This is a genomic window from Micromonospora sp. NPDC047730, assembly GCF_043204765.1.
Lineage (GTDB): Bacteria > Actinomycetota > Actinomycetes > Mycobacteriales > Micromonosporaceae > Micromonospora.
Map to the genome: position 1 here is coordinate 1 of NZ_JBIDCU010000035.1, position 24,680 is coordinate 24,680.

23 protein-coding genes, 1 tRNA gene and 1 pseudogene are annotated in these 24,680 nt (G+C 68.8%); 14 read left to right on the forward strand and 11 right to left on the reverse strand.

Annotated elements, in window-relative coordinates; genetic code table 11:
• Nucleotides 1-283 precede the first annotated feature (283 nt).
• The 7 genes from ACGF5G_RS34665 to ACGF5G_RS34695 form a co-directional block, all read right to left on the reverse strand.
• A complete protein-coding gene (locus tag ACGF5G_RS34665; RefSeq protein ID WP_393270995.1) occupies nt 284-850 on the reverse strand; it encodes a hypothetical protein in 567 nt (188 codons plus the stop codon).
• Nucleotides 851-1,112: 262 nt separating this feature from the next.
• A tRNA-Lys gene (locus ACGF5G_RS34670) sits at nt 1,113-1,187 on the reverse strand.
• An 88-nt stretch (nt 1,188-1,275) separates the two neighbouring features.
• On the reverse strand, nt 1,276-2,388 hold the full coding sequence (locus ACGF5G_RS34675) for a hypothetical protein (protein ID WP_393270997.1): 1,113 nt from the start codon (nt 2,386-2,388) through the stop codon (nt 1,276-1,278).
• Between the two features lie 70 nt (nt 2,389-2,458).
• Complete coding sequence (locus tag ACGF5G_RS34680) at nt 2,459-3,109, reverse strand: N-acetyltransferase (protein WP_393270999.1); 651 nt, start codon at nt 3,107-3,109, stop codon at nt 2,459-2,461.
• Between the two features lie 17 nt (nt 3,110-3,126).
• Nucleotides 3,127-3,801 (reverse strand): GPP34 family phosphoprotein, encoded by a 675-nt coding sequence (locus ACGF5G_RS34685; protein ID WP_393271002.1) that lies wholly within the window; start codon nt 3,799-3,801, stop codon nt 3,127-3,129.
• A gap of 12 nt (nt 3,802-3,813) precedes the next feature.
• Complete coding sequence (locus tag ACGF5G_RS34690; RefSeq protein ID WP_393271005.1) at nt 3,814-4,827, reverse strand: acetamidase/formamidase family protein; 1,014 nt, start codon at nt 4,825-4,827, stop codon at nt 3,814-3,816.
• The gene (locus ACGF5G_RS34695) at nt 4,824-6,233 is read right to left on the reverse strand and encodes an APC family permease (RefSeq protein ID WP_393271008.1); all 1,410 of its coding nucleotides are present in this window, start codon (nt 6,231-6,233) and stop codon (nt 4,824-4,826) included. The genes ACGF5G_RS34690 and ACGF5G_RS34695 overlap by 4 nt, the downstream gene beginning before the upstream one ends.
• 1,002 nt (nt 6,234-7,235) lie before the next feature.
• Here ACGF5G_RS34695 and ACGF5G_RS34700 point away from each other — a divergent pair.
• The gene (locus tag ACGF5G_RS34700; protein ID WP_393271047.1) at nt 7,236-8,423 is read left to right on the forward strand and encodes an alpha/beta hydrolase family protein; all 1,188 of its coding nucleotides are present in this window, start codon (nt 7,236-7,238) and stop codon (nt 8,421-8,423) included.
• Here the strand turns inward: ACGF5G_RS34700 and ACGF5G_RS34705 are convergent.
• Nucleotides 8,396-9,781, reverse strand: a complete 1,386-nt coding sequence (locus tag ACGF5G_RS34705; RefSeq protein WP_393271010.1) for a helix-turn-helix domain-containing protein — start codon at nt 9,779-9,781, stop codon at nt 8,396-8,398. The two genes, ACGF5G_RS34700 and ACGF5G_RS34705, sit on opposite strands and share 28 nt — an antisense overlap.
• A 111-nt stretch (nt 9,782-9,892) precedes the next feature.
• On the opposite strand from ACGF5G_RS34705, the gene ACGF5G_RS34710 reads away from it, so the two are divergent.
• From ACGF5G_RS34710 to ACGF5G_RS34750, 9 genes are all read left to right on the forward strand, one after another.
• Nucleotides 9,893-10,021 (forward strand): hypothetical protein, encoded by a 129-nt coding sequence (locus ACGF5G_RS34710; protein ID WP_393271012.1) that lies wholly within the window; start codon nt 9,893-9,895, stop codon nt 10,019-10,021.
• A gap of 294 nt (nt 10,022-10,315) precedes the next feature.
• Nucleotides 10,316-11,557 carry a methyltransferase, FxLD system gene (gene fxlM / locus ACGF5G_RS34715; protein ID WP_393271015.1) on the forward strand — a complete coding sequence of 414 codons (1,242 nt, stop codon included), beginning with the start codon at nt 10,316-10,318 and terminating at the stop codon, nt 11,555-11,557.
• 12 nt (nt 11,558-11,569) lie between these two features.
• Entirely contained in the window at nt 11,570-11,725 is a 156-nt protein-coding gene (locus ACGF5G_RS34720) for an FxLD family lanthipeptide (RefSeq protein WP_393271017.1), read from the forward strand.
• Nucleotides 11,726-11,793: 68 nt separating this feature from the next.
• Entirely contained in the window at nt 11,794-14,541 is a 2,748-nt protein-coding gene (locus ACGF5G_RS34725; protein WP_393271020.1) for a lantibiotic dehydratase, read from the forward strand.
• Nucleotides 14,538-15,608: a lanthionine synthetase C family protein gene (locus ACGF5G_RS34730; RefSeq protein ID WP_393271023.1), complete on the forward strand. Its 1,071-nt coding sequence runs from the start codon at nt 14,538-14,540 to the stop codon at nt 15,606-15,608. The genes ACGF5G_RS34725 and ACGF5G_RS34730 overlap by 4 nt, the downstream gene beginning before the upstream one ends.
• Before the next feature lie 13 nt (nt 15,609-15,621).
• Nucleotides 15,622-16,404 carry a thiopeptide-type bacteriocin biosynthesis protein gene (locus ACGF5G_RS34735; protein WP_393271026.1) on the forward strand — a complete coding sequence of 261 codons (783 nt, stop codon included), beginning with the start codon at nt 15,622-15,624 and terminating at the stop codon, nt 16,402-16,404.
• A 34-nt stretch (nt 16,405-16,438) separates the two neighbouring features.
• A complete protein-coding gene (locus ACGF5G_RS34740) occupies nt 16,439-16,873 on the forward strand; it encodes an NUDIX domain-containing protein (RefSeq protein WP_393271028.1) in 435 nt (144 codons plus the stop codon).
• Nucleotides 16,874-16,906: 33 nt separating this feature from the next.
• Nucleotides 16,907-17,491, forward strand: coding sequence for a nucleotidyltransferase family protein (locus ACGF5G_RS34745; RefSeq protein ID WP_393271031.1), 585 nt, complete (start codon nt 16,907-16,909; stop codon nt 17,489-17,491).
• Nucleotides 17,492-17,618: 127 nt separating this feature from the next.
• Nucleotides 17,619-17,966 (forward strand): DUF5713 family protein, encoded by a 348-nt coding sequence (locus tag ACGF5G_RS34750; protein ID WP_393271034.1) that lies wholly within the window; start codon nt 17,619-17,621, stop codon nt 17,964-17,966.
• A 244-nt stretch (nt 17,967-18,210) separates the two neighbouring features.
• Here the strand turns inward: ACGF5G_RS34750 and ACGF5G_RS34755 are convergent, their stop codons facing one another.
• Nucleotides 18,211-18,900 (reverse strand): HAD family hydrolase, encoded by a 690-nt coding sequence (locus tag ACGF5G_RS34755; protein ID WP_393271037.1) that lies wholly within the window; start codon nt 18,898-18,900, stop codon nt 18,211-18,213.
• Nucleotides 18,901-19,286: 386 nt separating this feature from the next.
• On the opposite strand from ACGF5G_RS34755, the gene ACGF5G_RS34760 reads away from it, so the two are divergent.
• The 4 genes from ACGF5G_RS34760 (at nt 19,287) to ACGF5G_RS34775 (ending at nt 21,320) form a co-directional block, all read left to right on the forward strand.
• On the forward strand, nt 19,287-19,811 hold the full coding sequence (locus ACGF5G_RS34760; protein ID WP_393271040.1) for a DUF6244 family protein: 525 nt from the start codon (nt 19,287-19,289) through the stop codon (nt 19,809-19,811).
• 170 nt (nt 19,812-19,981) lie between these two features.
• Nucleotides 19,982-20,404: a hypothetical protein gene (locus tag ACGF5G_RS34765; RefSeq protein ID WP_357704124.1), complete on the forward strand. Its 423-nt coding sequence runs from the start codon at nt 19,982-19,984 to the stop codon at nt 20,402-20,404.
• Between the two features lie 15 nt (nt 20,405-20,419).
• The gene (locus tag ACGF5G_RS34770) at nt 20,420-20,872 is read left to right on the forward strand and encodes a SitI3 family protein (RefSeq protein ID WP_393271043.1); all 453 of its coding nucleotides are present in this window, start codon (nt 20,420-20,422) and stop codon (nt 20,870-20,872) included.
• A gap of 271 nt (nt 20,873-21,143) precedes the next feature.
• Nucleotides 21,144-21,320: a nucleotidyltransferase family protein gene (locus tag ACGF5G_RS34775; protein WP_393271049.1), complete on the forward strand. Its 177-nt coding sequence runs from the start codon at nt 21,144-21,146 to the stop codon at nt 21,318-21,320.
• 240 nt (nt 21,321-21,560) lie between these two features.
• Here the strand turns inward: ACGF5G_RS34775 and ACGF5G_RS34780 are convergent, their stop codons facing one another.
• Both ACGF5G_RS34780 and ACGF5G_RS34785 read right to left on the reverse strand, forming a co-directional pair.
• Complete coding sequence (locus tag ACGF5G_RS34780) at nt 21,561-23,564, reverse strand: hypothetical protein (RefSeq protein ID WP_393271045.1); 2,004 nt, start codon at nt 23,562-23,564, stop codon at nt 21,561-21,563.
• Nucleotides 23,561-24,586: pseudogene (locus ACGF5G_RS34785) on the reverse strand (purine phosphorylase); the annotation flags it as partial. The pseudogene ACGF5G_RS34785 and the gene ACGF5G_RS34780, both read right to left, overlap by 4 nt.
• Between the last annotated feature and the right edge of the window lie 94 nt (nt 24,587-24,680).

Genomic DNA, 24,680 nt, shown 5'->3' on the forward strand with positions numbered 1-24,680 from the left:
CACCCCCGCCGAAGCCCTCACCGAACACCAGACCCTGATAGCAGCCTGACCAGCAAATCCACGAAGACCTGTCCAAGATCCTTGACACAGCCCACGGGCCGGCCTGAAAACCATCTTTCGGTCCGAACCAGCCTGGCAGTAGGGCCCTCCTCGTGAACGCGAGCCAAGGCTGTCAACCCGTCGACCCAGTCGGCTCCCAGCTGTCCAGGCGATATAGCCAAGCCGGCGGGAACCTGGGCTTATAGGCCCGTGGATACTCGGGCAGGTCAGCTCAGAAGCGGAGTTACAGCGCCTGATGACCGGGGGGCGTGGCGTCCTGGCCGAGGGTAACCGGCCTGGCCTGCAAGCCAGAGTGACGCAGGAACTTGTCCACCAGCCTGGCCGGTCCGCCGATGCAGGTCCAGTCGTCATCCCACAGCGTCGAAACCAGCCACGAACGGTCTGTGGGGAACATCAAGTTAGGCAAGGCGCCCTTCCAGAACGACCAGTCGCCGCTCTGGCGCCAGGTGGCAGCCTGCTCCGGCCCGGCCTCAACCAGCACGTAGTGCCAGCCCGTATACAAGGTGACTTTGGGCGCGTCGGGGAAGACGACGTCGTCAGCGCCGGTGTCGAGATACCCCAGCCACCACGGCTGGCTCGCCGACTGCTCGCCGAGCAGTGCGAGCACGGCCCGGTCATGTTCGTCCTGTCCCTCGCCTCCATAGGGCAGCACGACCGTGGCGTACGCCTCGAAAACCGGCGGGATGGCGGCGGTGATAGTCCGGCCCACGGATGTGCCATCGGCGATCCACCCGACCTCAGCGCTCGTTCCGATGCGCCACGTCCTTCCGTCTCTGGACCTCGTGACCATACCGCCAGGCTAGAGGGCCCGCAGTGCCTCGCGCAGCGACGCGAAGCGCCCTTGACCTTGGAGGGGTGGCCCCGCACACTCCGAGCCGCATCCCACCAAGGCCGGCGGTGACTCGTCCTAGGCGCGGCGGTTCCCACGGCCGCCGCGCCCGACCGGGCGGCGGCTCGTGCTGCTGCGGACTCGGTACGGACTGGCAGCGTTGGCCCGGATCTTGCTGCGGTTCGTCCGGGTCTCCGACATCGAGGCTGGCCAGGGGTTTCCGTGGTGGGCCGCCTGGGACTCGAACCCAGAACCTAAGGATTAAAAGTCCTCAGCTCTGCCATTGAGCTAACGGCCCGCAGGCCCACAGGTTACCCGAAGCGTGCAGGCCTGGCGTGCGCGCTCGCTCGCGTATCTAGATCTTCGCGGGTACGTCGTGGGCGGGGTCAGGTGTCCTGCTCGTGGTGGTGGCCTTGGGCGGCGCAGTCGCGCCAGATGCGGGTCAGGTGGTGGGTCATGCGGGCGGTGGCGGGGTGGCCTGGGTGGTGGCGGCGGTGGATGGTGATGGTGCCGGCGAGCAGGGCTCGGGCGGCGTGGCAGTGGCCAAGATCGTGCAGGGCGAGGGCGGTGTTGGCGTGGGTGGCGAGGGTGCGGTGGGCGTGCGGGCCTTCGGTGGCGGCGAGGTGCTCGGCGAGTTGCCGGTAGAGGTGGTGGGCGCGTTGGGGGTGTCCGGCCCGCCGGTGGGCGAGGGCGAGGAGGTGAAGGGCATCGAGGGCGCGCGGCTGGGTTGGCCTGTGGAGGTGGCGCATGCTGTGGTGGGCGTAGGTGGCCCAGCCGACGGCGTCGGTGGCCTGGTCGAGGCGCAGAAGTAGTTCGGCCAGGAGGGTGGCGGCGCCGGCGTATAGAGGGTGGGCGGGCGCGGTGGCGGGGTCGACACCGGCGAGCGTGTCGCGCAGGAGCCGCCGGGCACGTAGGGGGTCGGTGGCGGCGTGCATGCGGGCGACGGCGAGACGCCGTCCGCGTTCGGCGTCGTGCTGGTCGACTACGAGCAGGGGTTCGGGCCGCCAGGTGAGGGTGAGGTCCCGGGCGGTGGCGCCGGCGGTGATGCGGGCGAGGACCCGGTCGGCGTGGATGACGAGCAGGTGTGGAGGCCTCGGTACACCGGTCCGGGGTGTGAGACGTGGCGCGTGGTGCAGGATCGCTCGACCGACGGTGTCGGCGAGGGCAACAGCGGCGAGGGGTCGGGGTCGGCAGCCGGCCGGGCACTGGTAGCCGGGCGCGGGGTCCGGCGGCTCGGTCGGGTTCATGTCCTGGTGGCAGAACCCGCAGTGCAGCAGCCCCGCTGGCAGGTATACCTCCCGTGGATTATGGGCCTCGGCGGGTGTGGCGGCGGGTGGTGTGGTGGCTTTGGTGACCCACTTCTGCACGAGGCGGGGGTCGAGGTTCAGTTGCCGGGCGACGGTGGTGATGGCGCCGTAGGCGCGGACGGCGCGGGCGTCGGCGACGCGCTGGACGACGGTGTCGATCAGGTCTGGCGGGTATCTGCGGGTGAAGGCCATGGGTGATGTCGGTGTCCGTGGGATGGCTGTGGGCGGCCTGCGCCGGGATTTCGGCCGGGCCGGCCGGCGGTTAGGCGTGGAGGTCGTGCCAGTGGGCGTCGGGGCGGGTGTCGTTGATGGGCATCGCGGGGTTGTCGCGGTGGGTGTTGCGGCGCATCGGGTGCAGAGTCGGGCCGTCGGGCAGGGTGACGGCGGGTCGGGGTGTGTAGCCGTAGCGGGCGAGCAGACGGTCGCCGCCGGTGAGGGTGGTGGTCCAGGACGGCAGGTCGACGCGGTTGAGGCGGTCACGGTGGTAGCGCAGCATCGCCCTGGCCAACCCGGCGTGCCGAGCGTCGGGGTGCACGGCGAGCACCGCCAGGTGGTAGTGCGGCTCGGTGGGCTGCCTGTCGGCAACGAGCGTGTCCAGCACCTCGAACCGGTCGGCGTGCGCCGCGGCGGCCTCGCGGAGTCGGGTGTGGTAGTTGGCCGGTGGTGGGATGGGCCGGTAGCGGTGGAAGCCGACGGTGGTGGCGGTGAGGTCGTCGGTGAGGTGGATGTCGCCGAAGAACATCGCGTGCTCCACCCAGATCACGGCGACGGCGGCCAGGGCCTGGCGCCGTCGTGCCGGGTCGGGTATCAGCCAGGCGGCGAGCGGGGTGGGGTTCAGGGCGTCGGCGATCAGCCCGGCGACGGCCTCTCGGTCCGACCAGCGGGCAGCACGAACACGACTGCGCGAGGACATGGTTGTGCTCCGATGGGTTAGCGGTAGGTGGCGGTGGCGAGGTCACCGACCGCGGCGTCGACGGTGGCGGTGATGTCGCGGACCGGGCGGTGGTGCTGACCGGCGATGGTCTTCAGGTGCGCGGTCAGCGTGGTGGTGTCGTCGTCGAGGTAGAGGTGGGCGGTCAGGCCGAGGACGGCGACGAGGCCGGCGAGGGCGGCGGTGTGGTTGTCGGGTTGTTCCCGGCCGGCGGCGAGGTAGCGCATGCGGGCTCGGGCGACGACCGCCCACTTGTTGTCGGTCGCGAGGTAGGTGTCGGTGCGGACGATGCCACCGAGGCGGCGGCGGACGATGTGCCGGAGGATCCCGGCGGCGACGAGTCCGGCGCGGGTGCGCTCGTACAGGTCGTCGGCGAACCCGCGCAGCCACACCTTCACCAGTGGGGTAGTGCGGGCGTAGCTGATGGAGGCCAGCGCGGTGTCGGCGATGAGATCGCCTACCGGTCGGTCGAAGTGCAGGCGCAGCCACCGGTCCGCGGCGGGACGGTCGTCGTTCGGGCCGAGGACGATCCGTCCGGCCAGGAACAGGTCGATCAGCACCGCGCCGGCGAGGCCGAGGGCGAGGGCTTGGCGGTGGATGTGCGGCTGGCCGGTGTCGTCGTTGTGGCCGAGCAGGAACAGCTCGTCGCGCAGCGGCAGTCGAGGCATGCTCATTTGCCGTCGCTCCTACCGCAGCCCGGCAGTGGGCTGGCGCAGCCGGTCGTGCACCCCGTCGTAGGCGGTCGCAGGGGCAGGTAGCAGCGCCTTGTCGACGGCGGCGAGGACGGTGTAGTTCGGGTCGCACACGTTGCCGATCGGTGCCCAGCCCGCCTGTGACACCAGCTGGTAGGCGTCGAGGGTGTCCAGGCCGGTCAGCGTGCTGACCCAGCCGACCAGGTCGTGGTGGGCGATGCGGTAGGCGTCCTCCAGCGGCCGGGCACACCCGATGGACATGATCGACGTGTCGGTTTCCAGGCGCGGCCACACCGTCGGCGCACTCTTGATGACGTCGATGATCAGGGTTGTGGTGGTGGCGATCTCGACCCCGACGCCGCAGGCCTCGCCCTCGCCCTGGCAGGCGTGGCCGTCTCCGAGGGCGAGCATCGCCCCGTGCACGTTCACGCCGAGATACAGGGTGCTTCCGGCTCTCAGATGGGGCGTGTCGAGGTTCCCGCCGTGGGTGTCCGGAACGATGGTGGAGCGGGCCTCCATGGCGCCGGGCGCGACGCCGATCGTGCCGATCATCGGGTCCAACGGGAGGTCGACGGTGTGGTCGCTTTCGGTGGCCTTGAACCGCACCGTTCCGGCCTGGCGGTCGATGCCGTACATCCATACCCGTTCTTCCAGGGGTGGCTGGAGGGTGGCGGTGTGGGAGGTTGATGTGAGGGCGCCGAAGTGTGGGAACGTCGAGGACACGCCCCAATCCCGGGCCGGCATGATCGAGGCGAGGTGGATGGCGAGGGTGTCGCCGGGCTCAGCGTCCTCGACGAAGAACGGCCCCGACACGGGATTGAGATAGGGCATGTGGCACACCTGCGACGGCAGGTCTCCCGGCCCCCGCACCAGACCGCCGAAGCAATCCTCCGTGAACACCTCCAGCACGTCACCGGAACGCACATGCGCGACCGGCATCCGACCGCCGAAGGTGTAGGCGAACTCGTCCCGCGCCGGCCGGTAGGTGATCTTCTCCATGCCGGTCACACCCTCTCCACGTCACGCGGCTGCTGTGGTGCGGCGGGTGCCAGGCCGGACAGCACCGGCCGGCGCCCCGACAGGTACAGGCCGGCAAGGACGACCACGCCCAGGGCCAGCCAGGCCAGGCCCAATCGCTGGGCGGCGATGTTGGCGTTGACCACCACGTAGGCGAGGATCACGAACCCGATGCCGGGCATGACCAGGTGCGCCCACCAGTTCCCGCTGCGTCTGCGGATGAGGTGGTGCACGACGACGGAGACGTGCAGGACGAGGAAGGCGACCATCGCCCCGAAGTTGATCAGCGACGACAACAGGGTGATTCCGTCCTCCCGGGTGGCCATGTACAGACCGAGCCCGAGGGACACCACGCCGGTGAGCAGGGTCGCGTTGATCGGCACGCTGCGACGGATCGACACCTTCGCCAGGAACGCCGGGAGCTGCCGGTCCCGGGCCATCGCGTACAACAACCGCGAGGTGGCGACCTGCGCGACCATCGAGTTCGGCAACCCCCACGCAATCGCCGTCGCCACCGCACACAAAGTCGCCAACCAGCCCCCGCCGGCCACGGCAGCGGCGTCGTAGAACGCGGTGCCGTTCACGTCGCCCTCAGCCAGCAGCGCGTCGGGATTGGGGACGAGCATCGCGGCCAGCCACGTCTGCGCGATGAACAGCACGCCGGCCAAGACCAAGACGGCGGCCATGGCCCGGCCGATCTGCCGGGAGCCGCCCTTGGTCTCCTCGGCCAACATGCTGATCCCGTCGAAGCCGAGAAAGGACAGCACCGCGATCGACACCGCCCCCGCCACCAGAGACCAGGTGAACGTGTCGGCGTTATAGATGGCGTCCCAGCTGAACCGGCCCCTGCCCGAGGCGAGGGCCCAGCCGGCGACGGCCAGAAAGATCGCCAGGACAATCAGCTCGCCGACGAGCATGACTCGGGTGACCACCGCGGTCATCCGGATCCCGACCGAGTTGACGACCGTGTTGACCGCGACGAACCCGAGCAGCCACAACCACACCGGCACCGCCGGCACCGTCGCGTGCATCGCCACCGACGCCACCAAATACAGCAGCCCCGGGACGAGAACGTAGTCGAGCAGGATCACCCAGCCGGCCAGGAAACCAACCGGGGCGCTGATGCCCCGGCCCGCGTAGTTGTAGACGCTTCCCGACATCGGGAACGCCTTCACCATCTGTGCGTACGAGAACGCCGTAAACACCAACGCCACCACACCGACCGCGTACGCCAGAGCCACCATCCCACCCGAGCCCGCGTACACGCTGCCGAAGATCGCCATCGGCGCGATCGGCACCATGTACACCAGCCCGTACGCGACCAGATCCCGGAACCGCAGCCGCCGGGCCAACTCCTGGCGATAGCCGTAGCGCGCCAATTCCTCCTGTAGTTGCATCGCATCCTTCCATTGAGGTCGTTATCGGCGGCGAAACATCTATTGCGGTGCCACCTGTGAATGGCCCTACGCTCCGAATGGTCGCTCGATTCGAATGGCTTGGTCGATACCGAAGATGCGGACACGAACTGTTGTCCGCATCGACGTCGTACCGCGAGAACGAACGGGCCAGCGGGCAGTTTGAGAGGGACATCCAGCGGCGCAGACATGACGCTCGGGCGTAGAGTCGGCCACGTCTGAGCACTCGCGCCGGCCCGGAGGACCGAGGCGTCTGCTGGCCTTGCCGGTGGCCCGGCGACCGGTTGACGAGCCGCCGTCGTCCGGTCGCGCGTGGAAGTTGTTCGAGGAGGACCCGTGAGGCTAGCGGACAGGATCGCTGAAGTGTCGGCGGACGACGCCGTCCGCGCCTCGGTGAGTTATGACCAACTGCGTACCGGCGATGGCGGCCTTTACTGGCTGGAAACTCGCCCCGACGCCGGCGGGGTTGCGACGCTGACACGTTGGCGGCCAGGCGAGGGCAAGCGTGATGTCAGTCCCGAGGGCTTCGGCATCAGCAGCGGCGTTCACGCATATGGAGGCGGATCGTTCGCTGTCGTCGAGGGAACGTTGTGGTGCGTCGGCGGAGATGGCCTCTACCGGAGCCGTCGTCACGGCGAGGAACTCGACTTGGTCAGCCAGGGATCCTTCGGTGACCTGACGGTCGGCGACGGCGAGTTGCTGGCTGTGCGGGAGTCGGAGCAGGGTGACGCACTCGTCGCGGTGTCGCTCACCGGTGCTCCGCAGATGCGGACTCTCGCCGTGTCCCGGGGGTTCCTCGGCGCGCCTCGGCCAGGTCCAGAGTTGTTTGCCTGGACCGCGTGGGGCGAGCGCGGCATGCCCTGGGATGCGTGTGAGGTGTGGGTGGCCTCCTACTCGCCGCGTGGTGTGGTCGAGGACCCGGTGAAACTGGCCGGCGGTCCGGATGAATCGGCGGTGGAGCCGCGGTGGGGACCCGATGGGGCGTTGTACTTCGTGTCGGACCGCTGTGGCTGGTGGAACCTCTACCGGTGGGATGGCCTCGAGGTGGAGGTGGTGGCACCGATCGCGGGTGAGTGTGCTGCGGAGCCGTGGGAGTTGGGTTATGCGTCGTACGGCTTCCTCGATGACGGTCGGATCGTCGTGGCAGTGCAGGAGGGGCCGCGACACCGCCTTGTCGTCATCGAGCCCGACGGCACTGTCCGCCCGGTCGACCTCCCGTATACGTCGATCAAGCCGTATCTGGCCGTCCGAGGGATGACGGTGGCGTTGATCGGATCGTCACCGACCGCAGCCCCGCAGGTCGCGCTCGTGGATCTAGCTGGCGCCCATCCGCAGGTCGAGGTGCTTGCCAGGCCGGAGCACGCCGAGCTCGACGGGGCGCTCGTATCGACGCCGACGGAGCTGCGTGTTCGAGTGGCGAGCGATCGGGAGGTGCTTGCCCTGGTGTATCCGCCGACGGGCTCGGCGGCGGACTGGCGGGCACCGGTGATCGTCCGGGCGCATCCCGGGCCTACCGCCTCCTGCCTGCTGCGCCTGGACTGGCAGACGCAGTTCTTCACCAGTCGCGGTTTCGCCGTCGTTGATGTCGACTACCTGGGTAGCACCGGCTACGGCCGGGGGTTCCGGGAATCGCTGTACGGCCGGTGGGGTCTGGACGACGTTGATGACTGCGCGGCGGTGGCGGTTCACCTGCTGTCAACGGGGCGGGCGGTGCCGGGAATGGTGTTCATCCGTGGTGCCAGCGCCGGCGGATACACCGCGTTGCACGCGGTGGCACAGGACGGCCCGTTCGCCGCTGGCACCGCCGTGTCGGCGATCGTGGATCCTGACCGGTGGGCGGAGACGGTGCCGCGGTTCCAGCGGGCGCACGCGATGCGGCTGCGAGGTGGTGCCGGCCGGGTCCGTGCCGCCGCTGTCCAGCGGCCGGTGCTGCTCATTCATGGCACCGCGGACGAGGTGGCCGTGGTCGAGGATGTGCGCGAACTCGCCGACGAGTTGGCGTCTCTCGGCACGGCGTCCGAGGTGTTGCTTCTTCCTGATGTTGGTCACTATGTGGCGACGTCCAGCCAGGCGGGTGCGGCGCTGGAGGCGGAGCTGGCTCACTACCGCTCGGTGATGGCGGATGCGGCCAACGGTCACGGGGGTTACACGGCTGCCAGCGGTAGTCGGTGACGCACGTACTCATCGAACTCGCGGACCTCCGGTTCGCACCGGTAGGGCTCGAGGTCGGCCTGTACCTCGACGATGCGCTGCAGGCAACGGTGTGAGCTCGTTCGTGCGGCGTGGTCAACTGCCTGGCGTGCGGTGGCGCAGGCTTCGTCGATGCGGCCGGCTGCGGCCAGCGATGAGGCCAGGAGCGCGGTGTCGATGGCGAGTCGCCGGACGTGGGTGGGGCTCAGCGCGGTGAGGGCATCGCCCAGGTGCCGCTGGGTTTGCTGCGGTCGGCCCAGGTCGTGGAAGCAGTGGGCGATCTCGTCGGCGAGGTACGCCGCGTTGAAGTACCGGATCCACGCCGGCTCGTCCTCGGGCTTGCTGCGAGCCAGTTCCCTCTCCGCGACGCCGACGTGGGTCAGGCAGTCGCCCTCGCGTCCAAGGCGGGCGTGCGTGCGCGCCACCACCGCGTGCAGCGCGGCGGCCACAGCGGGAGTCGCCTGGGTCTCGCTTCCTCTCACCGCCGTCAGCGCCATGCGATGTGCCGGCTCGGGGTGGCCGCAGTGCAGCGCGAGGTGGCCGATGTTCACGGCGAGAAGGTAGCTGCCGTACAGGCGGTCGTCGGCGGCTTCCGTCAGACGTAGAGCGCGAAGGTAGCGGCGCTGGGCGAGGCCATGGGCGCCGCTGTCGACCGCCTGGTATCCGCATAGCTCGAAGAATCCCGCCGCCAGGGTGTAAAGGTGCCGGCCGACAGCCTCGGAAGTGGGGGTGTTCGCCAGCAGCCGGTTCAGTTCGCCTTCGATGTACCGCTGCACCTGGGCGTGGATCCGTCCGGCGCCGTGGGTGTGGTCCAACTGCCGGAACATCGCCAGGGCGGTCTCCGCTGAGTGAAGATCCTCTTCGTCAACTTGATCAGGCGAGCCGGGTCGTCCGGCCATGGACAGGCGGGGTCCCGCTGAGGCGTTCAGCCAGTCCAGCGCGGCACGGTCAAGAACGCCTGGCTGGAAGGGGACACGGACGACCATGTCCGCCACCCCGGGCGCCTCCGCCGGTTGGGCGGGCAGCAGGGTGTCGGCGTTGGTAGGACCTCTCGGGGAAGCTGTCCGCTTACCCTCGCTGGCACGACTTTCCTCGAGAAGCGGTAGCAGACGGGTCAAGGCCCCTCCAGCCGCCAACGCCCTGTCGCAGGCCTCGACGAATTCCCGGGATGGGAAACGGTCCGCTGTCTCGATCCGACGCACCAGGTCGGCGCTGAATCGGATCATCGCGCCGAGTCGCGCCTGCGAGAGGTTGGCCCGCTCCCGCAGCCGACGCAGCTCGGCACCGAAGAAGTGGCGCTCGGACAGGGACGGCTGGAGCATCCGCGGGGTCTGGCCCATAGCGCCTCCTCGGGCTGTTCGCACCACCATGGCGATGAGCAGCATGGATATCGCGCACATAGGGTCACTCAGTGTTCAGTGCGGCGCAACCAAGAACGCCGAGATGCGTAGATGCGGGAGAAGCTCATCGGTGATGCACATGCGGACAACCGCTTCGTCCGCATGCTTGGCATTCACTCCATCGACTCGACGGGTGAGTGTGGAGACGGGGCGCTGGCTACTCGTCAGATTCGCCTCTGACTTGGACGAGCGCGGGAGGTGCAGTGGAGCAGGAGACCGCTCCGTCGGCGTGATCTTGACACACGCCGGCTGCGCCCTCGGCCTTGCCGCCGTAGGCACGGTCATGCGCATGAACATCCGCGCATATCACGTGGCCACTCACGTGCGCCAGCAGGACGTCACCTTCGACCGGCACCACATCGACTTCAGACTCCAATGTGACTTGGCGTGTCCAGCGGCTTGACGCTCTGTTGAGAAGAGCGGAACGGCGGGCCATCCGATCGGGAGGCCCTGATGGAAAGGGAGAGCACCCGAATGAGTGTCGACACGGCGAGCGGCGAGGACCTCCATGCCGCAATGGTCGATCAGCTCGTCGCTGATCACGCGGAGAAAGGGTTGATCATGCGGCCTGAGGTGGAGGCGGCGCTGCGGTCCGTGCCACGCCATCTGTTCACTCCGGATGCCGCGCTGGCGGAGGCGTATCGGGCTAACCAGGCCGTGGTGACCAAGCGGATCGGCGACGAGGCGGTCAGCTCGGTGTCGGCGCCGTGGCTCATCGCGGAGATGCTCGGTCAGGCAGCCGACGCCATCGACGGCGGGTTGCCCGGCCGCCACGTCCTCGAGATCGGCTCCGGCGGATACAACGCCGCGCTGCTGCGCGAGCTGGTCGGCCCGTCGGGCTCGGTCACGACCGTAGACATCGATCGCGAGGTGACCGACCGGGCCACCGCCTGCCTCACAGCGGCGGGTTACGACGACGTGGTCGTGGTGTGCGCGGACGCCGAGCAACCGGTCAACCCGGGCCGTCCATACGACTTGATCATCGTCACGGTCGGCGCCTGGGACATTTCCCCGGCCTGGACCGCGCAGCTCGCCGAGAACGGAACGCTTGTCGTACCGCTGCGGACGTTCGGGATGACCCGCTCGTGGGCGATGCGCCGGACCGGCGACCGGCTGGTCAGCCACAGCCAGCGGTTGTGCGGGTTCGTGTCGATGCAGGGTGCCGGGGCACATCAGGTGCGGTACGTCGACGTCGCTGACGGGGTCCACCTGCGGCTGGACGAGGACCAGCAGGTCAACCGGCACGCCGTCGGTGAGCTGTTGGCGCAGCCACCGGCGCAGGCATGGGCCGGGGTGAGCCTCCCCCCTCGCACTGTCCTGGCTGACCTCGACTTGTGGTTGGCGACCCTCATCACCGATGCGGGGCAGCAGTTCGTTGTTCTCACGGCTCAGCAGGAGGCCGTCGATGCGGGTGTCGTCGCCCCGGCGTGGCGCTTTGGCACACCGGCCGCCCTCGACAACGGCGCGTTCTGCTACCGCTCGGCGCTGCGCTGGAACGACGACGACATGTTCGACCTCGGCGCCTGTGCACATGGGCCCGATGCCGCAGCGGCGGCCGGGCGGATGGTCGGACAGATGCGCGCGTGGCTGGATGCGGGCAGCCCTTCGCCGGTGCTGCACGTCCTGCCCGCTGGTACTCCCGACGGCGACCTGCCGGCCGGGACGGTGCTGGGCAAGCGGCACAGCCGCTTCGTCCTCACCTTCACCCCCGCATAGAAGGGAACGCACGTGAACGAAACCGATGCCCCGGAGTTCGCCCTGGACGTCAGCCTGGTCGACGCCGGCCCCACCGCGGGCGGCTACGCCACCGCCACCGACGACGGGTGCGGCTCGGGCAACACCGGCTCCAACGCCTGCACCACCAGGTGCGACGGCGGCAACTGACCCATCCGTTCCTCTCATGATCGGGCCCGGCGTCGAGCGCGCCGGGCCCATCGATTCGGTGGTGCATCATGGTTCCCGCAGTTGGTGCGGCGCTGATAAGGATCGCCGTCTACCCGAAGGGCCTCGTGCTGCCTGCCTGGCCCGACTTAGCTCACGGTCATCCGGATCAGTGGCGCGAGTGGCTGGACAAGACGTGGAGGCTTCCCGGGTTCGCGGCGGCCGTCGCCTGCGCGGCGCCGCAGCTGGCCGACCAGATCCAACGTGCTCTGGACGGTGAGCCGGTGCCTCAGCAGCGGCTGCGGCGCCTGGTGCAGTCAGCGGTCCGATACCTGCTGCGCTGGACCACCCGCGCGACCCCGTTCGGCACGTTCGCCGGCGTGGCCCCGGTCCAGTTCGGCGCTCGCGCGACGGTCCGCCTGGGCGGGGCCCATCGCGCGGTCTCCCGCCCCGACGGTCAGTTCATCGCCGAGCACACCGCGCAGGCCGAACAAAACCTGGCCACTCTGCGCGCTGTCGCGGTGGTGACGAACTCGCTGGGATACCGGCGCGGCAACAAGTGGATGCTGCCCTGTGCCCACACCGAGGGTGACCGACGGTGGGACGTCGAGATTCGCCTGACCGGCCCGATCCTTGCGGCAATCCAAGCGGCGCGGTCCCCGGTCGGGTTCGCCGAACTCGCCGCGACGGTCGCCGGACCCGCCAGCGTCACCGACGCTGAGCGGCTGCTGGCGGAACTGGTCCATAGCGGGGTGCTGCTGTCGGCCCTGCGCCCGCCCATGACCGCCACCGACCCGGCCGCACACGTCGCCCGCCACTACGCCATCCCGCAGCTAGGCAGCCGAGTCGCCATTGATCTGCGCGCCGACATCGCGGTGACCCTGCCCCCGCCGGTACTGCGTGAGGCGGAGCGGGCCGCGTCGACGCTCGTGGCGGTAGCACCACCTCATGCGGTCGGATGGGCTGAGTACCACAATGCGTTCATCGAGCGGTGGGGTCCAGGAGCGGCTGTTCCCATCCGTGATGTGCTGAACGTGCTGGGTTTTCCGGCTGGCTACCGGGGGTCCACTCGCCGCGCCCCAGCGCTGTTCAGCGCCCGCGACCGGCTGCTCGGACAGCTCGCGCAGCAGGCCGCACTCGACGGCTGCGCCGAGGTGGTGCTCGACGACGTGCTGATTGACCGGCTGCGCGGGGATGACGACCGGCCGCCGATCCCGCACACCGAGCTGCGGTTCACCCTCGCCGCCGACACCCCGCACGATCTGGATCGCGGCGCGTTTACCCTGACGGTGCTCAGCGGGTCCCGTCACGCCGGGGTCGCCGCGGCCCGGTTCCTGCATCTGCTCACCGCCGCCGAACTCGCCGGATTCCAGCAGGTCTACCGGAATCTGCCGACCGCCCTGCCCGGCGCGGCCACGGTGCAGCTGTCCGGGCCCCCACTGGACGCCCGGCTCACCGCGGTGGCCCGGGCGCCCGAGCTGCTGCCCGTACTTCCTGTCGGCGATTTCCACCTGGCACCGCCGTGGACGGTCGAGGATCTGGCTGTGACGGGCGACGGACGCCGGTTGTGGCTGGTATCGCTGGCCACCGGTCAGCCCGTCGAACCGCTGTTGTTCAACAGCGTGCTGCTGCCCACGCTGCAGCAGCCGCTGATGCGGTTCCTAGCCGAGATCTGGACCGCATGGACGGCGCCGTGCAGCCGGTTCGACTGGGGACACGCCAGCGGCCTGCCGTTCCTACCCCGTATACGCCGTGGGCGCACGATCGTGCACCCGGCCCGCTGGATCATCGACTCCACTGTGCTTCCCGCCCCGGGCACTGCTTGGCCGCAGTGGCGCGCCGCCTGGCAGCGACACCGCCAGCAGCGGCACATCCCGCAGCAGGTCCTGGTCGGCGACGATGACATCCGCCTACGCCTTGACCTGGACGAGGACGCCCACCTGGCGGTCCTGCGCGACCACCTCGACCGGCATCCCCGCACCGTGACCACCGAGGCTGCAGGGGCTGCGGGCTGGATCGACGACCGCCCCGCCGAACTTCTGCTCACCCTCACCCACTCCGCGCCGGCCACCCGAGCAACCCGGCCAGCCCGGACCGCTACCACTGCTCAGCACTGGCCTGGGCGGTCAGGTTGGCTGGAGGCACACCTACACGGTCGACTCGACGACATCCTGACCGACCTCGCCGGCCGCCCCGCCGACCACCTCCCAGCCGGCTGGTGGTTCCTGCGGTATCCCGATCCCGAGCCGCACCTGCGGCTGCGCATCCCGCTTCCGGACGCCGACCGGTTCGCCGACGCCTCCCGTCATCTCGCCGGCTGGGTGCAGCACCTGCACGATGACGCCGTCGTACACGACTACAGCCTGCACCCGTACCGTCCGGAGACCCGCCACGGTGCCGCAGCGACCCTCGCCGCCGCCGAGCGGGTGTTCGCCGCCGACTCCCGTGCCGCCCTGCACAGGCTCACCGGTGACCGACAAGCCGCCACCGCCGCCGGGATGATCGCCATCGCTGACGGCTTCACCGGTGACGGGCCGCGCTGGCTCGCCACCCACGTCGCCCACCGGACCGGTCCCCGCCTCGACCCCGCCCAGCTCGAACAAGCCCGGCGCCCAGTGCATGACGAGCGACTCGCGGCAGCGCTGGCCGCCTACCGGTCGTTGGTCGTCCATGACGGCCTCGACCCCGACGAGGTGCTGGGTGATCTGCTGCACCTGCACCACGCCCGCATGATCGGCGTCGACCTCGCCTCCGAACGGCACTGCCTGCGACTGGCCCGAACCACCGCCCGCACCACCCTCGCCGGGCATACGCCGTGACCGCGGGACAGTCCCTCGCCGACGGCGCGGCCGGCATCGCCCTGCTGCACCTGGAAACCGGCAACCGGCCCGCAGCGTACGAGGCGCTACGCGATGCCACCGCCGGTGGCGTGAGCATCGCCGAAGGCGCCAGCCTCTTTTACGGCGCTCCCGCGCTCGCATTCGTGCTCGCCACCACCGACCATCCGGGGCTCGCCCAGGCCCGAGCGGCCACCGCCGACGGCACCGCCACGGTGACCCGCCGGCGGCTCGACGCCGCCCATCGCCGCATCGACCGACACCAGCAGCCGCACTACGCCGAGTACGACCTCATCCGCGGGCTGACCGGGCTCGGCGTCGTCCTACGCCGGCTCGGCGATGACGACCTGCTCCGTCAGGTCCTGGACTACCTCGTCCGGCTCACCGAACCGCGAGGCGAGCTACCCGGGTGGTGGTGCTGGAACGGGCCCGAACGCCGTCAGCCACCACCCGTCGGCGGTCACGCGAACTTCGGCCTGGCCCACGGCATCAGCGGCCCACTGGCACTGCTCGCGCTCACCCTCCTCGACGGCATCACCGTCGCCGGCCACACTACGGCGATCAACCGCATCAGCCGATGGCTGGACGCCTGGCAGCAGCACACCGACGGCACGATCTGGTGGCCGCAAACTATCACCCTCACCGACCTACACCGGGCAACACCGGCCCAACAAACCCCGCTGCGGCCGTCCTGGTGCTACGGCACCCCCGGCATCGCCCGCGCGCAGCAACTCGCCGCACACGCCCTGCACGACACCACCCGGCAGCGCCTCGCCGAGACCGCCTTCACGACCTGTGTCACCGATACCGGACAACTCCGGCGGCTCACCGGCCGAAGCCTGTGTCACGGCACCGCCGGACTGCTGGCCACCGCCCGTCGTATCGCTTCCGACGCCCTCACCCCCATACCCCTCGACCCCGTCGACGATCTCCACCGGCAGGTCACCCCCACTCCCAACGAGCCCGAAGGGCTCCTCGACGGCAGAGCAGGGGCCGGCCTCGTCACCGCCACCACCACCGCCTGGGACGCCTGTCTCCTCCTTACCTGACGAAAGAGCCGCCGTGGACCACACCCCTTGGCACCAGGTCAACATCACCTTTCCGGGCCAGACCGCCCGGGAGCGCGAGCAACAGGCCGTCGCCCACCTCAGCCGAGTGCTTCCCGCCGCCGAGGCCGCCGGCCTGATCACCTGCTGGTGGTTCATCCGCAAAGGCGCCTGGCGCATCCGCTACCTCCCCACAAACAGCCCAGACAGCGGAGAACAGGCCCGCCGGCTACTCACCGAAGGGGTCACCTGGACCGGCGACATCTACGAACCCGAAACCCACGCGTTTGGCGGCCACGACGCCATGACCATCGCGCACACGCTGTTCGACCACGACAGCCGCCACCTGCTCACCTACCTCCACCAGCACCCCACCACCCGGCGCGAACACTCCCTGATCTTGTGCACCGCCCTGATGCGTGCAGCAGCGCTGGACCTCAACGAGCAAGGCGACGTATGGACACGAGTCGTCGCGCATCGCGCAGCACACCTCCACCAGGCACCCGCAGCCGATGCGCGCACGTGGGAGAGATTCATGGGAGACGTTCGGCGCATTCTGCTCGGCGCGCCTCGCACCACCGGCGACTGGCACACCGAATTCGCGAACGCCGGCGCAGCCCTACACCGCCAACGGGAAAGGGGCACCCTCACCCGTGGCCTACGGGCAGTAATCGCATTGCACGTGATCTTCCACTGGAACAGGCTCGGCCTACCCGCCACCACCCAGGCCACCCTCGCCCGAGCGGCCCAGGAAGCCATCTTCGGCCTGCCTGATCCGCACCTGCCAGACCCCGGGTAGACGCACCAGGGGGGAACGAGTGGAGGAAGGCGCCATGCCCGAGAAGGTGATCACCAACAAAGTTCTCTGCTACGTCGTGCGGCAAGGACACTTGCTCGTCTTCCGGCACACCGACTTCAACTACGTGGAGGTAGGCATCCAGGTGCCCGGCGGCAGCGTCCGCCCGGGTGAGGACCCGGCGGACGCGGCGCTACGCGAGGCCCGCGAAGAAACCGGGCTGACGGGGTTCAGCGTCGTGCGCAAGCTGGGGGAGATCGAGTACGACATCAGCCCGCTCCGATTCGAGATCCAGCGTCGACATGTCTTCGAACTGGCGTTGCACGGGGCGACGCCCGAGCGTTGGAGGAGCCAGGAAGACCACGACGGCAAGCGGGAGCCCACCCGGTTCGAGTGTTTCTGGATACCGCTACGGGCCGCGCACGTCCTGCAGTTCGGCCAGGGTGCCCTCATGGGCCGGTTGTTCGACTGACCAGAATCCCAACAGCGGCAACCAGGGGAACCAATGCGGGAAGACGAACTGCGGGATCTGGTCCAGCGCAGTTCGTGGCTGGTACGAGCGCTGGGCGCCGTCCGGGACTCCGGCCTGCCGGACGCCTGGATCGGAGCGGGCGCCATCCGCGACCTCGTCTGGAGCGAGCGGTACGGCGACGGGTTCGATCCGTCATCGGTGCGTGATATCGATGTCGTCTTCCTCGACCCGGCGGACCTGAGCCGCGACAACGACGACCGGGCCACCTGGCGGCTGGTGGCGGTCTGGTCGGAGCCGCCGTGGAAGGCGAAGAGCCAGGCCGCCGTGCACACCTGGTATCTGGCGAAATTCGGCGGTGACTGGGTGGCGCCGTTGCGCACCATCGCCGACGCGGTCGCCACCTGGCCCGAGTACGCCACCGCCGTGGCCGTATGCCTCGACGCGCATGACCAGATCACGGTATGCGCGCCGCATGGCCTCGATGATCTGCTCGACGGGGTGTGGCGGCGCAACCCGGCCGATCCCCGGTGCCGGCGACACCGCAGGACGATGCGCGCTTCCCTTCTGCCGATGCGGCGCGGCGCTGACATCGCCGCGCCGGGCGAACCGACAAAATGACTGTCGTCGAAGGCGCACCGCCCGCGGCTTGAAGCGCGTCGAGAGGCGTTGGGTGCTGGGCATTCAGCCGGACCGAAAGTGTCGGCAGCGTGTCGCATGATCGACCGGTGGATCTGCGAAGGGGAGCATGACCATGCCGATCGCGCACCAGCAGGTGGCGGAGTACGCCTTTCTGTACGAGCTGTACGAGGACGGGTACTTCCCGGACCACGTCGTCGACAAGGGCCGAGCGATCCTGCTGCGGTTGTGCGAGCAGATCGAGGCGGAGCAGCCGAAGGACCTGGCAGCCCTCTACACGCTCACCGACGCCGCGACCGACGAGTTCAACCTGCTCGAGGCGGAGTTTGAGGCGGCCGGCAGCGAGATCGAGACGGTCGCGCGTGAAGCGATCGGAGAGGACTTCTGGTTCGTCGCGACGAGCTACGGGTTCACCGACGCCGACAGCGAGCGACTGATCGCCAACCGGGAATGGTGAGCCGACCAGGCAGAACAGGTAGCTGACCCAGGCGCTTGCGGCCCACCAGATGGAATCACCGATGCCGGACCGCGTCGGCTCGTGGGTGCTCTACTGGTGCTCGGACGACGCCGCGTCAATCGGATTCACCACGCCGTCCGCGGATTCGCGTCCTCATTGGACGCCAACCGCAACATCACGACACGCAGGTTGGGCGGCGGACCAGCGCGAACACGGCCGGACGACGCACGCGGAGTCCGGACCGTCAACACCGCGCGACGCTTAGCATGAATTCGTCCGCTCCTGGGCACTCGTTGTGCTTGCGCACCAGCTCGGGCAGGTCAGCCAGCGAGTCGAGCCGGAAGAGGCAGCGTCCGCTGACGGCCTTGTCGTCGAGGATGTGCCCCCACGGGCCGCGCCGGATCAGTGCGGTCGCGATTCCGGCGTCCTGTGCGGGCCGGATGTCGTTGTCCAGCCGGTCCCCGACGTACAGCACCTGATCGGCCGGGCAGCCTGCCTCCGCTACAACGCGCTCGAAGAACGCCGCGGACGGCTTCTCCACACCCCAGCCGTCCGACGTGCCGATCACGTCCACCGGCAGGTCCAAGGCGCGCAAAATCGTCTCGGCCCGTGCCGTCTGGTTACCAGCCAGGCCGACCTGCACGCCCAACTCACGCAGCGCGGCCAGGCACGGCCGAGAATCCGGGTAAAGGTTCTCCTCCGAGAAGTGCTCCGGCTGGCCGACGGCCGCGCGGCGCTTCCGCTCCTCGTCCAGGTTGAATCCGGGCCGAAAGACCTGGAACGTCTCCCGGTAGTCCAAGCCGCGAGCGATCACCGCCCCGAAGACTGCCGAGAAGGTGTGCCGAGGTACGCCCAGCCAGTCCGCCCAGGTCCCGTACTCCTGGGATTCGTCGACGATCGTCTCGCCCACGTCGAAGAACACGCTCGCGATCACCCTGCGATTGTGCCCCTTCCACCCAAAGTGATCAACACGCTGGGCGCCTGGCCGTCCAGCCGCATTGCTCAGTAAGCCGACAAACAACGCACAAGCCTGGTGACCACCAACGACACGCCCCTCAACAAAGCCGAGCAAGCCGCCGCTGACGGCCACGCCGCCGAGGTACCCACGTCCGCCTACCCCACACCAGTCACGCGAGCGGGACGCCGAAAACCGCGCTGTGGCTCCGCCATCCTCTTGCTCCTGCCGGTCGATGCGCAGGCCGGTCAGCCCGGCCTACGTTGAGGAAGGGATCCCGGAATGCGTAGCCAACCCCTCACGCGTGGCATCGAGGTGTCGGGTAACTTGGACAGCCCTCACCATGGTCATCGATAGGAGACACGGTGTCGCACGTCGAGCTGGTCACCGGTGAGCTGCGGGTCTTGATGACCGGTGTGGATAGAGCCCAGGGGCTGGCCGCCGCTGCCGACAACCAGGCGCAACAGGTGGCGCTGCGTGCCGCAGGCGCCGGCTTCGCCGCGGTGGCAGCGGGCATGGCCCGGGTGCGAGATGCGATCACGTCGGTCCAGGGCGGATTGGGCGGCATTGCCAGATCGATAGGCGAGGCCACGAAGATGACTGCCGCCGTTAGCCGCGAAGCCACTGCCCAAGAGACCATCGCCATCCTGATGCCGGTCCAGGACGGTGTCGACAGCGCCCGTGACGCGGCGGCTGCGGTCATCACCCAGGTCGGTGAGGCACAGCAACTCGTCGGCACAGTTCTCCGGGGCGGGCAGCCCGGTCCACTGCTGCAGTCACTGGAGAGCATCAAACAGGTCCTGGTGTCCGTGGTCCAGCGCGCTGGTTCCGCCCGCCAGGCCGTCGATACGGCCGTCGCCGAAGCGCGGCAGCTGGGGTCGGGAAACTGATCGGGGCTGGCGGTCCCCCACCGGCCAGCCCTTCCCCGTACGCCACCGGAAGCGGGATCCCAACGGCTCCCGCCTCGAGTGACGGCACCTCCGACGGCCGGAGCCCGACGGCGTGGAGCAGGCATCCCACCGGTGTTCAGGGCGGGTCGCCGACCGGGCCGCGTACCAAGATCCCACCCCGCGAGGACGACACGGTACGACGATCGCTGGAGCTGGAGAACGAGTGCGCCGACACCCTGGCACGCGAGGGCTACCTGGTGCACCAGAACCCGACGAGACCGGAGATCGCCGATGCACGGCTGAAGACCGGCGACGTGGGGAAGCCGGACAAGGATCCGGATTACCTGGTCGAAGGTCACGTCTTCGACTGCTACTCGCCCACTCCCGCCAAGGCGGTGCGCGGGGTGTGGACGGAGGTCTCGGGCAAGGTGACGAGCCAACAGACCCAACGCGTGGTGTTGAACCTGCAGGACTGGCGCGGCGACCTCGCCGCCCTGCAGAAGCAGTTCGACGACTGGCCGATCGAGCACCTCAAGGAACTGGCGGCGGTGACCCGAAGCGGTGCGATCATTCAGATCGTCCCGCGAGACTGAGAAGGCAGGCAGCACGTGGCTATCGAATACCGATTGACACTGGCGGGTGACATCCCGCTGGAGCAGGTCGCCTTGGTCGTCGCCCCGGAAGGCGTCGAAGAGTCGGCTCTGCCCGGCTACCCTCGGTTGCTCAGCGGCGGTCTCGGCGAGGAACTCGGGTACACCATCACCGTCTCCGGGGGCAGCCACGGCTACTTCGACGCCGAGAACGACGACGGAACCCAATGGGAGTGGGAGCCAGACGTGTACGTCAACGTCGTCTTCCACATGCGCAAGAACGACCAGCCCGAGGCCGCGATCCCCAACATGGTGTCGGCCGTAGGCCGCGTACTCGACAGCCAGACGGAAGACGCCGCGCTGGTACTGAACGGCAACTGGCTACTGCTCACACGAGTCGCCGGGACCGTACGCAAGCACCGACCGTCGTGGTGGGATAACTACGGCATCGGCGACATGATCTTCGAGTGAGCGGACTCTTCGCGTACTTCCGCTGCGGCGACCAGGCATTGGCCACGGTTCCGTTCCTCATGCCGATCCGCGCCACACTTTCGTCGGCACCCGCTGCGCAGCCGCCGGTTGCAACTAACGCGACCCCACCCCACTCGGCAGGTGAAAGCATGGACAACAACAGCGGCCAGAGCACCACCCGCTTGGCGGTTGTCATCGATGCCGACAACGCTCAGCCCGCGGTCGTCGCCCCGCTAAGCGGGTCCTCGAACAGGTCCCGACCTGGCCCGCCATTGCCCGCCTCGACGAGCACGATCGGATCGACATCTGCGCCCCACACGGCCTCGACGACCTCCTCGAGGGAGTCTGGCGACGAAACCCGGCCCGGGTCAGCCTCGACGTCTCCCGACAACGACTGGCCCGGCACCGCCCCGCCGAGCGATGGCCAGACGTGCGCGTCATAGGCTGACCCGGCCCGCCCGCATGGATGAGAATTGAGGTTCCACGAGCGTGTGGGCATGTAGGTTCGTCGGTGTGCTCGACCTGCCACTCGCGTCCGCGTTCATGGTCTTCGGTATCCAAGGCTCCGCTGCCTGTCCTACGGCGTCGAGCCGCCGGGCGCCGCTGGTTCGTCAAGAAGCCCACCAAACCGCAGGCCCGCCTCTCGCTGATCCGGGCCAATAACGCTGCTCTTTCTGTCTGGGTGAGGTTAGTCGAGCAGGCCCCGGGTGCGACGGGACAGCTCGGCGAGTCGGTCGTCGGCCTGCTCTCGGCGGTGTCGCACCCAGTCCCTGCCCTCGGCCGCGACGCCCTCCAGCACGTGCAGGGTCTGGCTGAGTCCCGAGGCGTCGACAGTCAGGGCGGTGACTGGGCTGGGGTCATCGTTGCGTTCGGTCGGCTTAGTGTCCGTGCCGGTTACCTGAACCGTGATCCTCTCGCCACTGTTCAGCGTCAGGTGGAAGGTCGGTTTACCCAGTTCTAGTCCATCGATCCGGACGGCGGAGATCGCGTGGAACCGGTAGTTGAGCCGCTGTGTGTCATGGTGTTCAGCCCGTCTGAAGTCCAGCTCCAGGTCAATCTGCCGAACTCCATCCTCGGTAAGAAGGAAGAGCAGTAGCCGATAGTGGGTGTACCGCCACGGGCCGTCCTCAGCACGTCTCTTTCGAGCGGAACTCGCTGGTGCTTCCAGGAAGGCGTGAGCGACGACCTGGCTCGGCTGGAGCCGGAACTGTTGCAGGGCCCGGTCGGTGATGACCTTGCGGTCGCACTCCAGCCATGCGGCCATCTCGGTGTCTGTTGGCTTGTCGGCGAGCTTGGCCGTCCAACGGTGATACGCCTCCATCCGTCTGGCCTGCTCGCTGGCCCGATGGGCGTTGTCGGCGATCACCCGCCGACGCTCGGCGACGATGCGGAACGACGCGCGTGTCGCGGTTATCGCTGTTGGCACGGTCAGCGCCAGCCAGAGCGTGCCGGGCAGGACGGCAGCCGAGAAGACGCCCGAGGCTGCCCATAAGAGACCGGTGATGAGGGCGATGGCTCCGACGATTTGCAGCAGCCATATCGAGAGCGGCACACGCAGTTCCTGGCGGTATGCGGTCAGGGTTCCCTGTGTCCAGCGGGTCCTTACGTCACTCGTCAGGTATCGGACCAGCCAGGCGACCCGTTCCGCGTTGACGCGCTCCTCCCGATAGGCGTCGACCACCTCGTTACGCAAGTGCCGGCGGATGCCGGCGGTCTCGGCGAGCCATTGGGCGCTGGCCATCCTGTCGGGCACGTAGCGAGCGAAGTAGTGGGTGAAGAGTCGGTCGATTTTGCCGGCGAAACCGCCCGGTCGAGCGTCGGTGTGCCGACGGCGGGGTGGCCGCAGCTCGTTGTCTTTCGCCCGCCGGCGGCGGTGCCGGAAGTGCCGGTCCGCCCCGCCGACACCGAAGGCCGCCAGCCCAGCCGCCGCACCGTACAGGCCAAACAACCCCCCGAACTCGCCGTTAGCGGCCAGCAGCACGGTCAGCTTGGCTGTCGCCAGCAGGAGCAGAGCACCTCCAATTCCCACTTTGGCGCGGTCCGACATCGCGATGGCGGCCGGCGCGACCGGCCGGGTCCTCGGCGGTATGGGCGTCGGATGGAAGAACTTCCACGCTCGGCCGAGCCGGTCACCGGCCGTCCGCTGCTGCTGCGCCTGGGCGACCGACTTCTGCCACAGCCTGTTCCGCAATGCCCCTTCCAGCAGTCCGTCCAGATGGTTGAAGATGTAGCGCTGCTGGCGTGGAGGCAGCGACTCAAGCTCCTTGGTCACGGCTTCCGGTACGGCAGTGTCATCCGAGTTGAGTAGGCGCAGGATGGCCTGGAGTCCTAACGTCCACTCATCACGTTCGTCGAGGTCGGGCGGGTCGTCCCAGATCGCCAGGAGGCGCCGCCACTCCTCGGCTTCCAGTTGGCGCGGTGTGCGCCCACTGAGCAAGGCGACCAGTCGATAGAACTGGACTCGGGCGGTGATGGGGTAGCCACGGGTGACCGCCCGCTCGATGTGCTTTCGTGCGGTGCCGAGCAGGAACCTGTCGAGGTACTGCACGCCGGCCTCGAACTCGCCCTGGGGAGTGGAGCTGGGGTCTGGGGGCGCGTGGTGGTGATGGTGAACGTCGCCGGTCATGACGCCCGCTTGGAAGCCGACGTACGCGTTGCCCTGGGCGACGTTGTGGGTGGGGTGCGTTGTCACGCTATGCCTCGCGCGGCCGCGATGATCATTGCCAGCCTTGCGGCCAGCTCAGACACGTCGGCAACCAAGCCCCGCAGCCGCTTGAGGGACATCAGGAACCCGCTGCGGTCGGTGGCAGATCCGTCTCGCAGGCAGCCGGTCGCCGCGTCCAGCTCTGCCTCAGCCGCTGCGTAGGTCTCTTCGTCCAGCCGGCCATCCAGGCATGCCTGCTTGAGCCGGCTTCGTAGGTCGGCGATGCTGATCGCGAGGTCGACCGGTTCCTCCCGGCTGGCGCCGATGGTGACGTTGCCGTGGATCTGGCCAGCCTGCACGCCGACCCGGGCGTTGTCGGTGGCGTGGTTCTCGTTCTTCATGGGCATCGGAGCGCTCCCGTGTCCGCTTGGCGTACCGTTGTCACGGCGGCCGCTGTCAATGGTCAGTTCCTGGGCCAGCGCGGTGGCGAAGGCGGCAGCGTGACGCGCGGCTCGTGGCTGCCAGTTCTGGCCGTCAGTGACGGCCTTGCTTCCGTCGGCCCGGTCACTGATGCCTCGTACGACCACCACCGGAAGCGCTCGATTGAGGTGGCCGGCCTGCGCGACACCGGCCGCCTCCATCTCGATCGCCACCGCGTCGTTGTAGTGCTGCCGAATCCACCGAGCCTGGACGGAGATCGCGGAGTCCTGCACGACCTCCCCGGCGGCGATCGCGCCGAAGTGAACCCGAGGGTTGGAACCGGCGGCGAGATCACGACACCATTCGCCGACCCTGGCAACATGGTGCGCGACCTGGTCCGCCTCGTGCGGGATCTCCCACGCCTTCGGCCGAGCCTTCAGCCCGTCGTCTTCGCTGGTGCCTCCGTGGTAGGCGTAGACCTTGCTGGCGACGACGACATCGCCGAGTGCGACGCTGGGCCGCAGACCGCCGGCCACACCGACGAATAGCAGGGCGGTGGGACGGAACTCGGCAATCGCGCGCTCGGCGAGTACTGCGGACGGATGATTGCCCTTACCGACCAGTCCCAGCGCCACCCGAGGGCCGCTCTGTGGGCTGTGTCAAGGATCTTGGACAGGTCTTCGTGGATTTGCTGGTCAGGCTGCTATCAGGGTCTGGTGTTCGGTGAGGGCTTCGGCGGGGGTG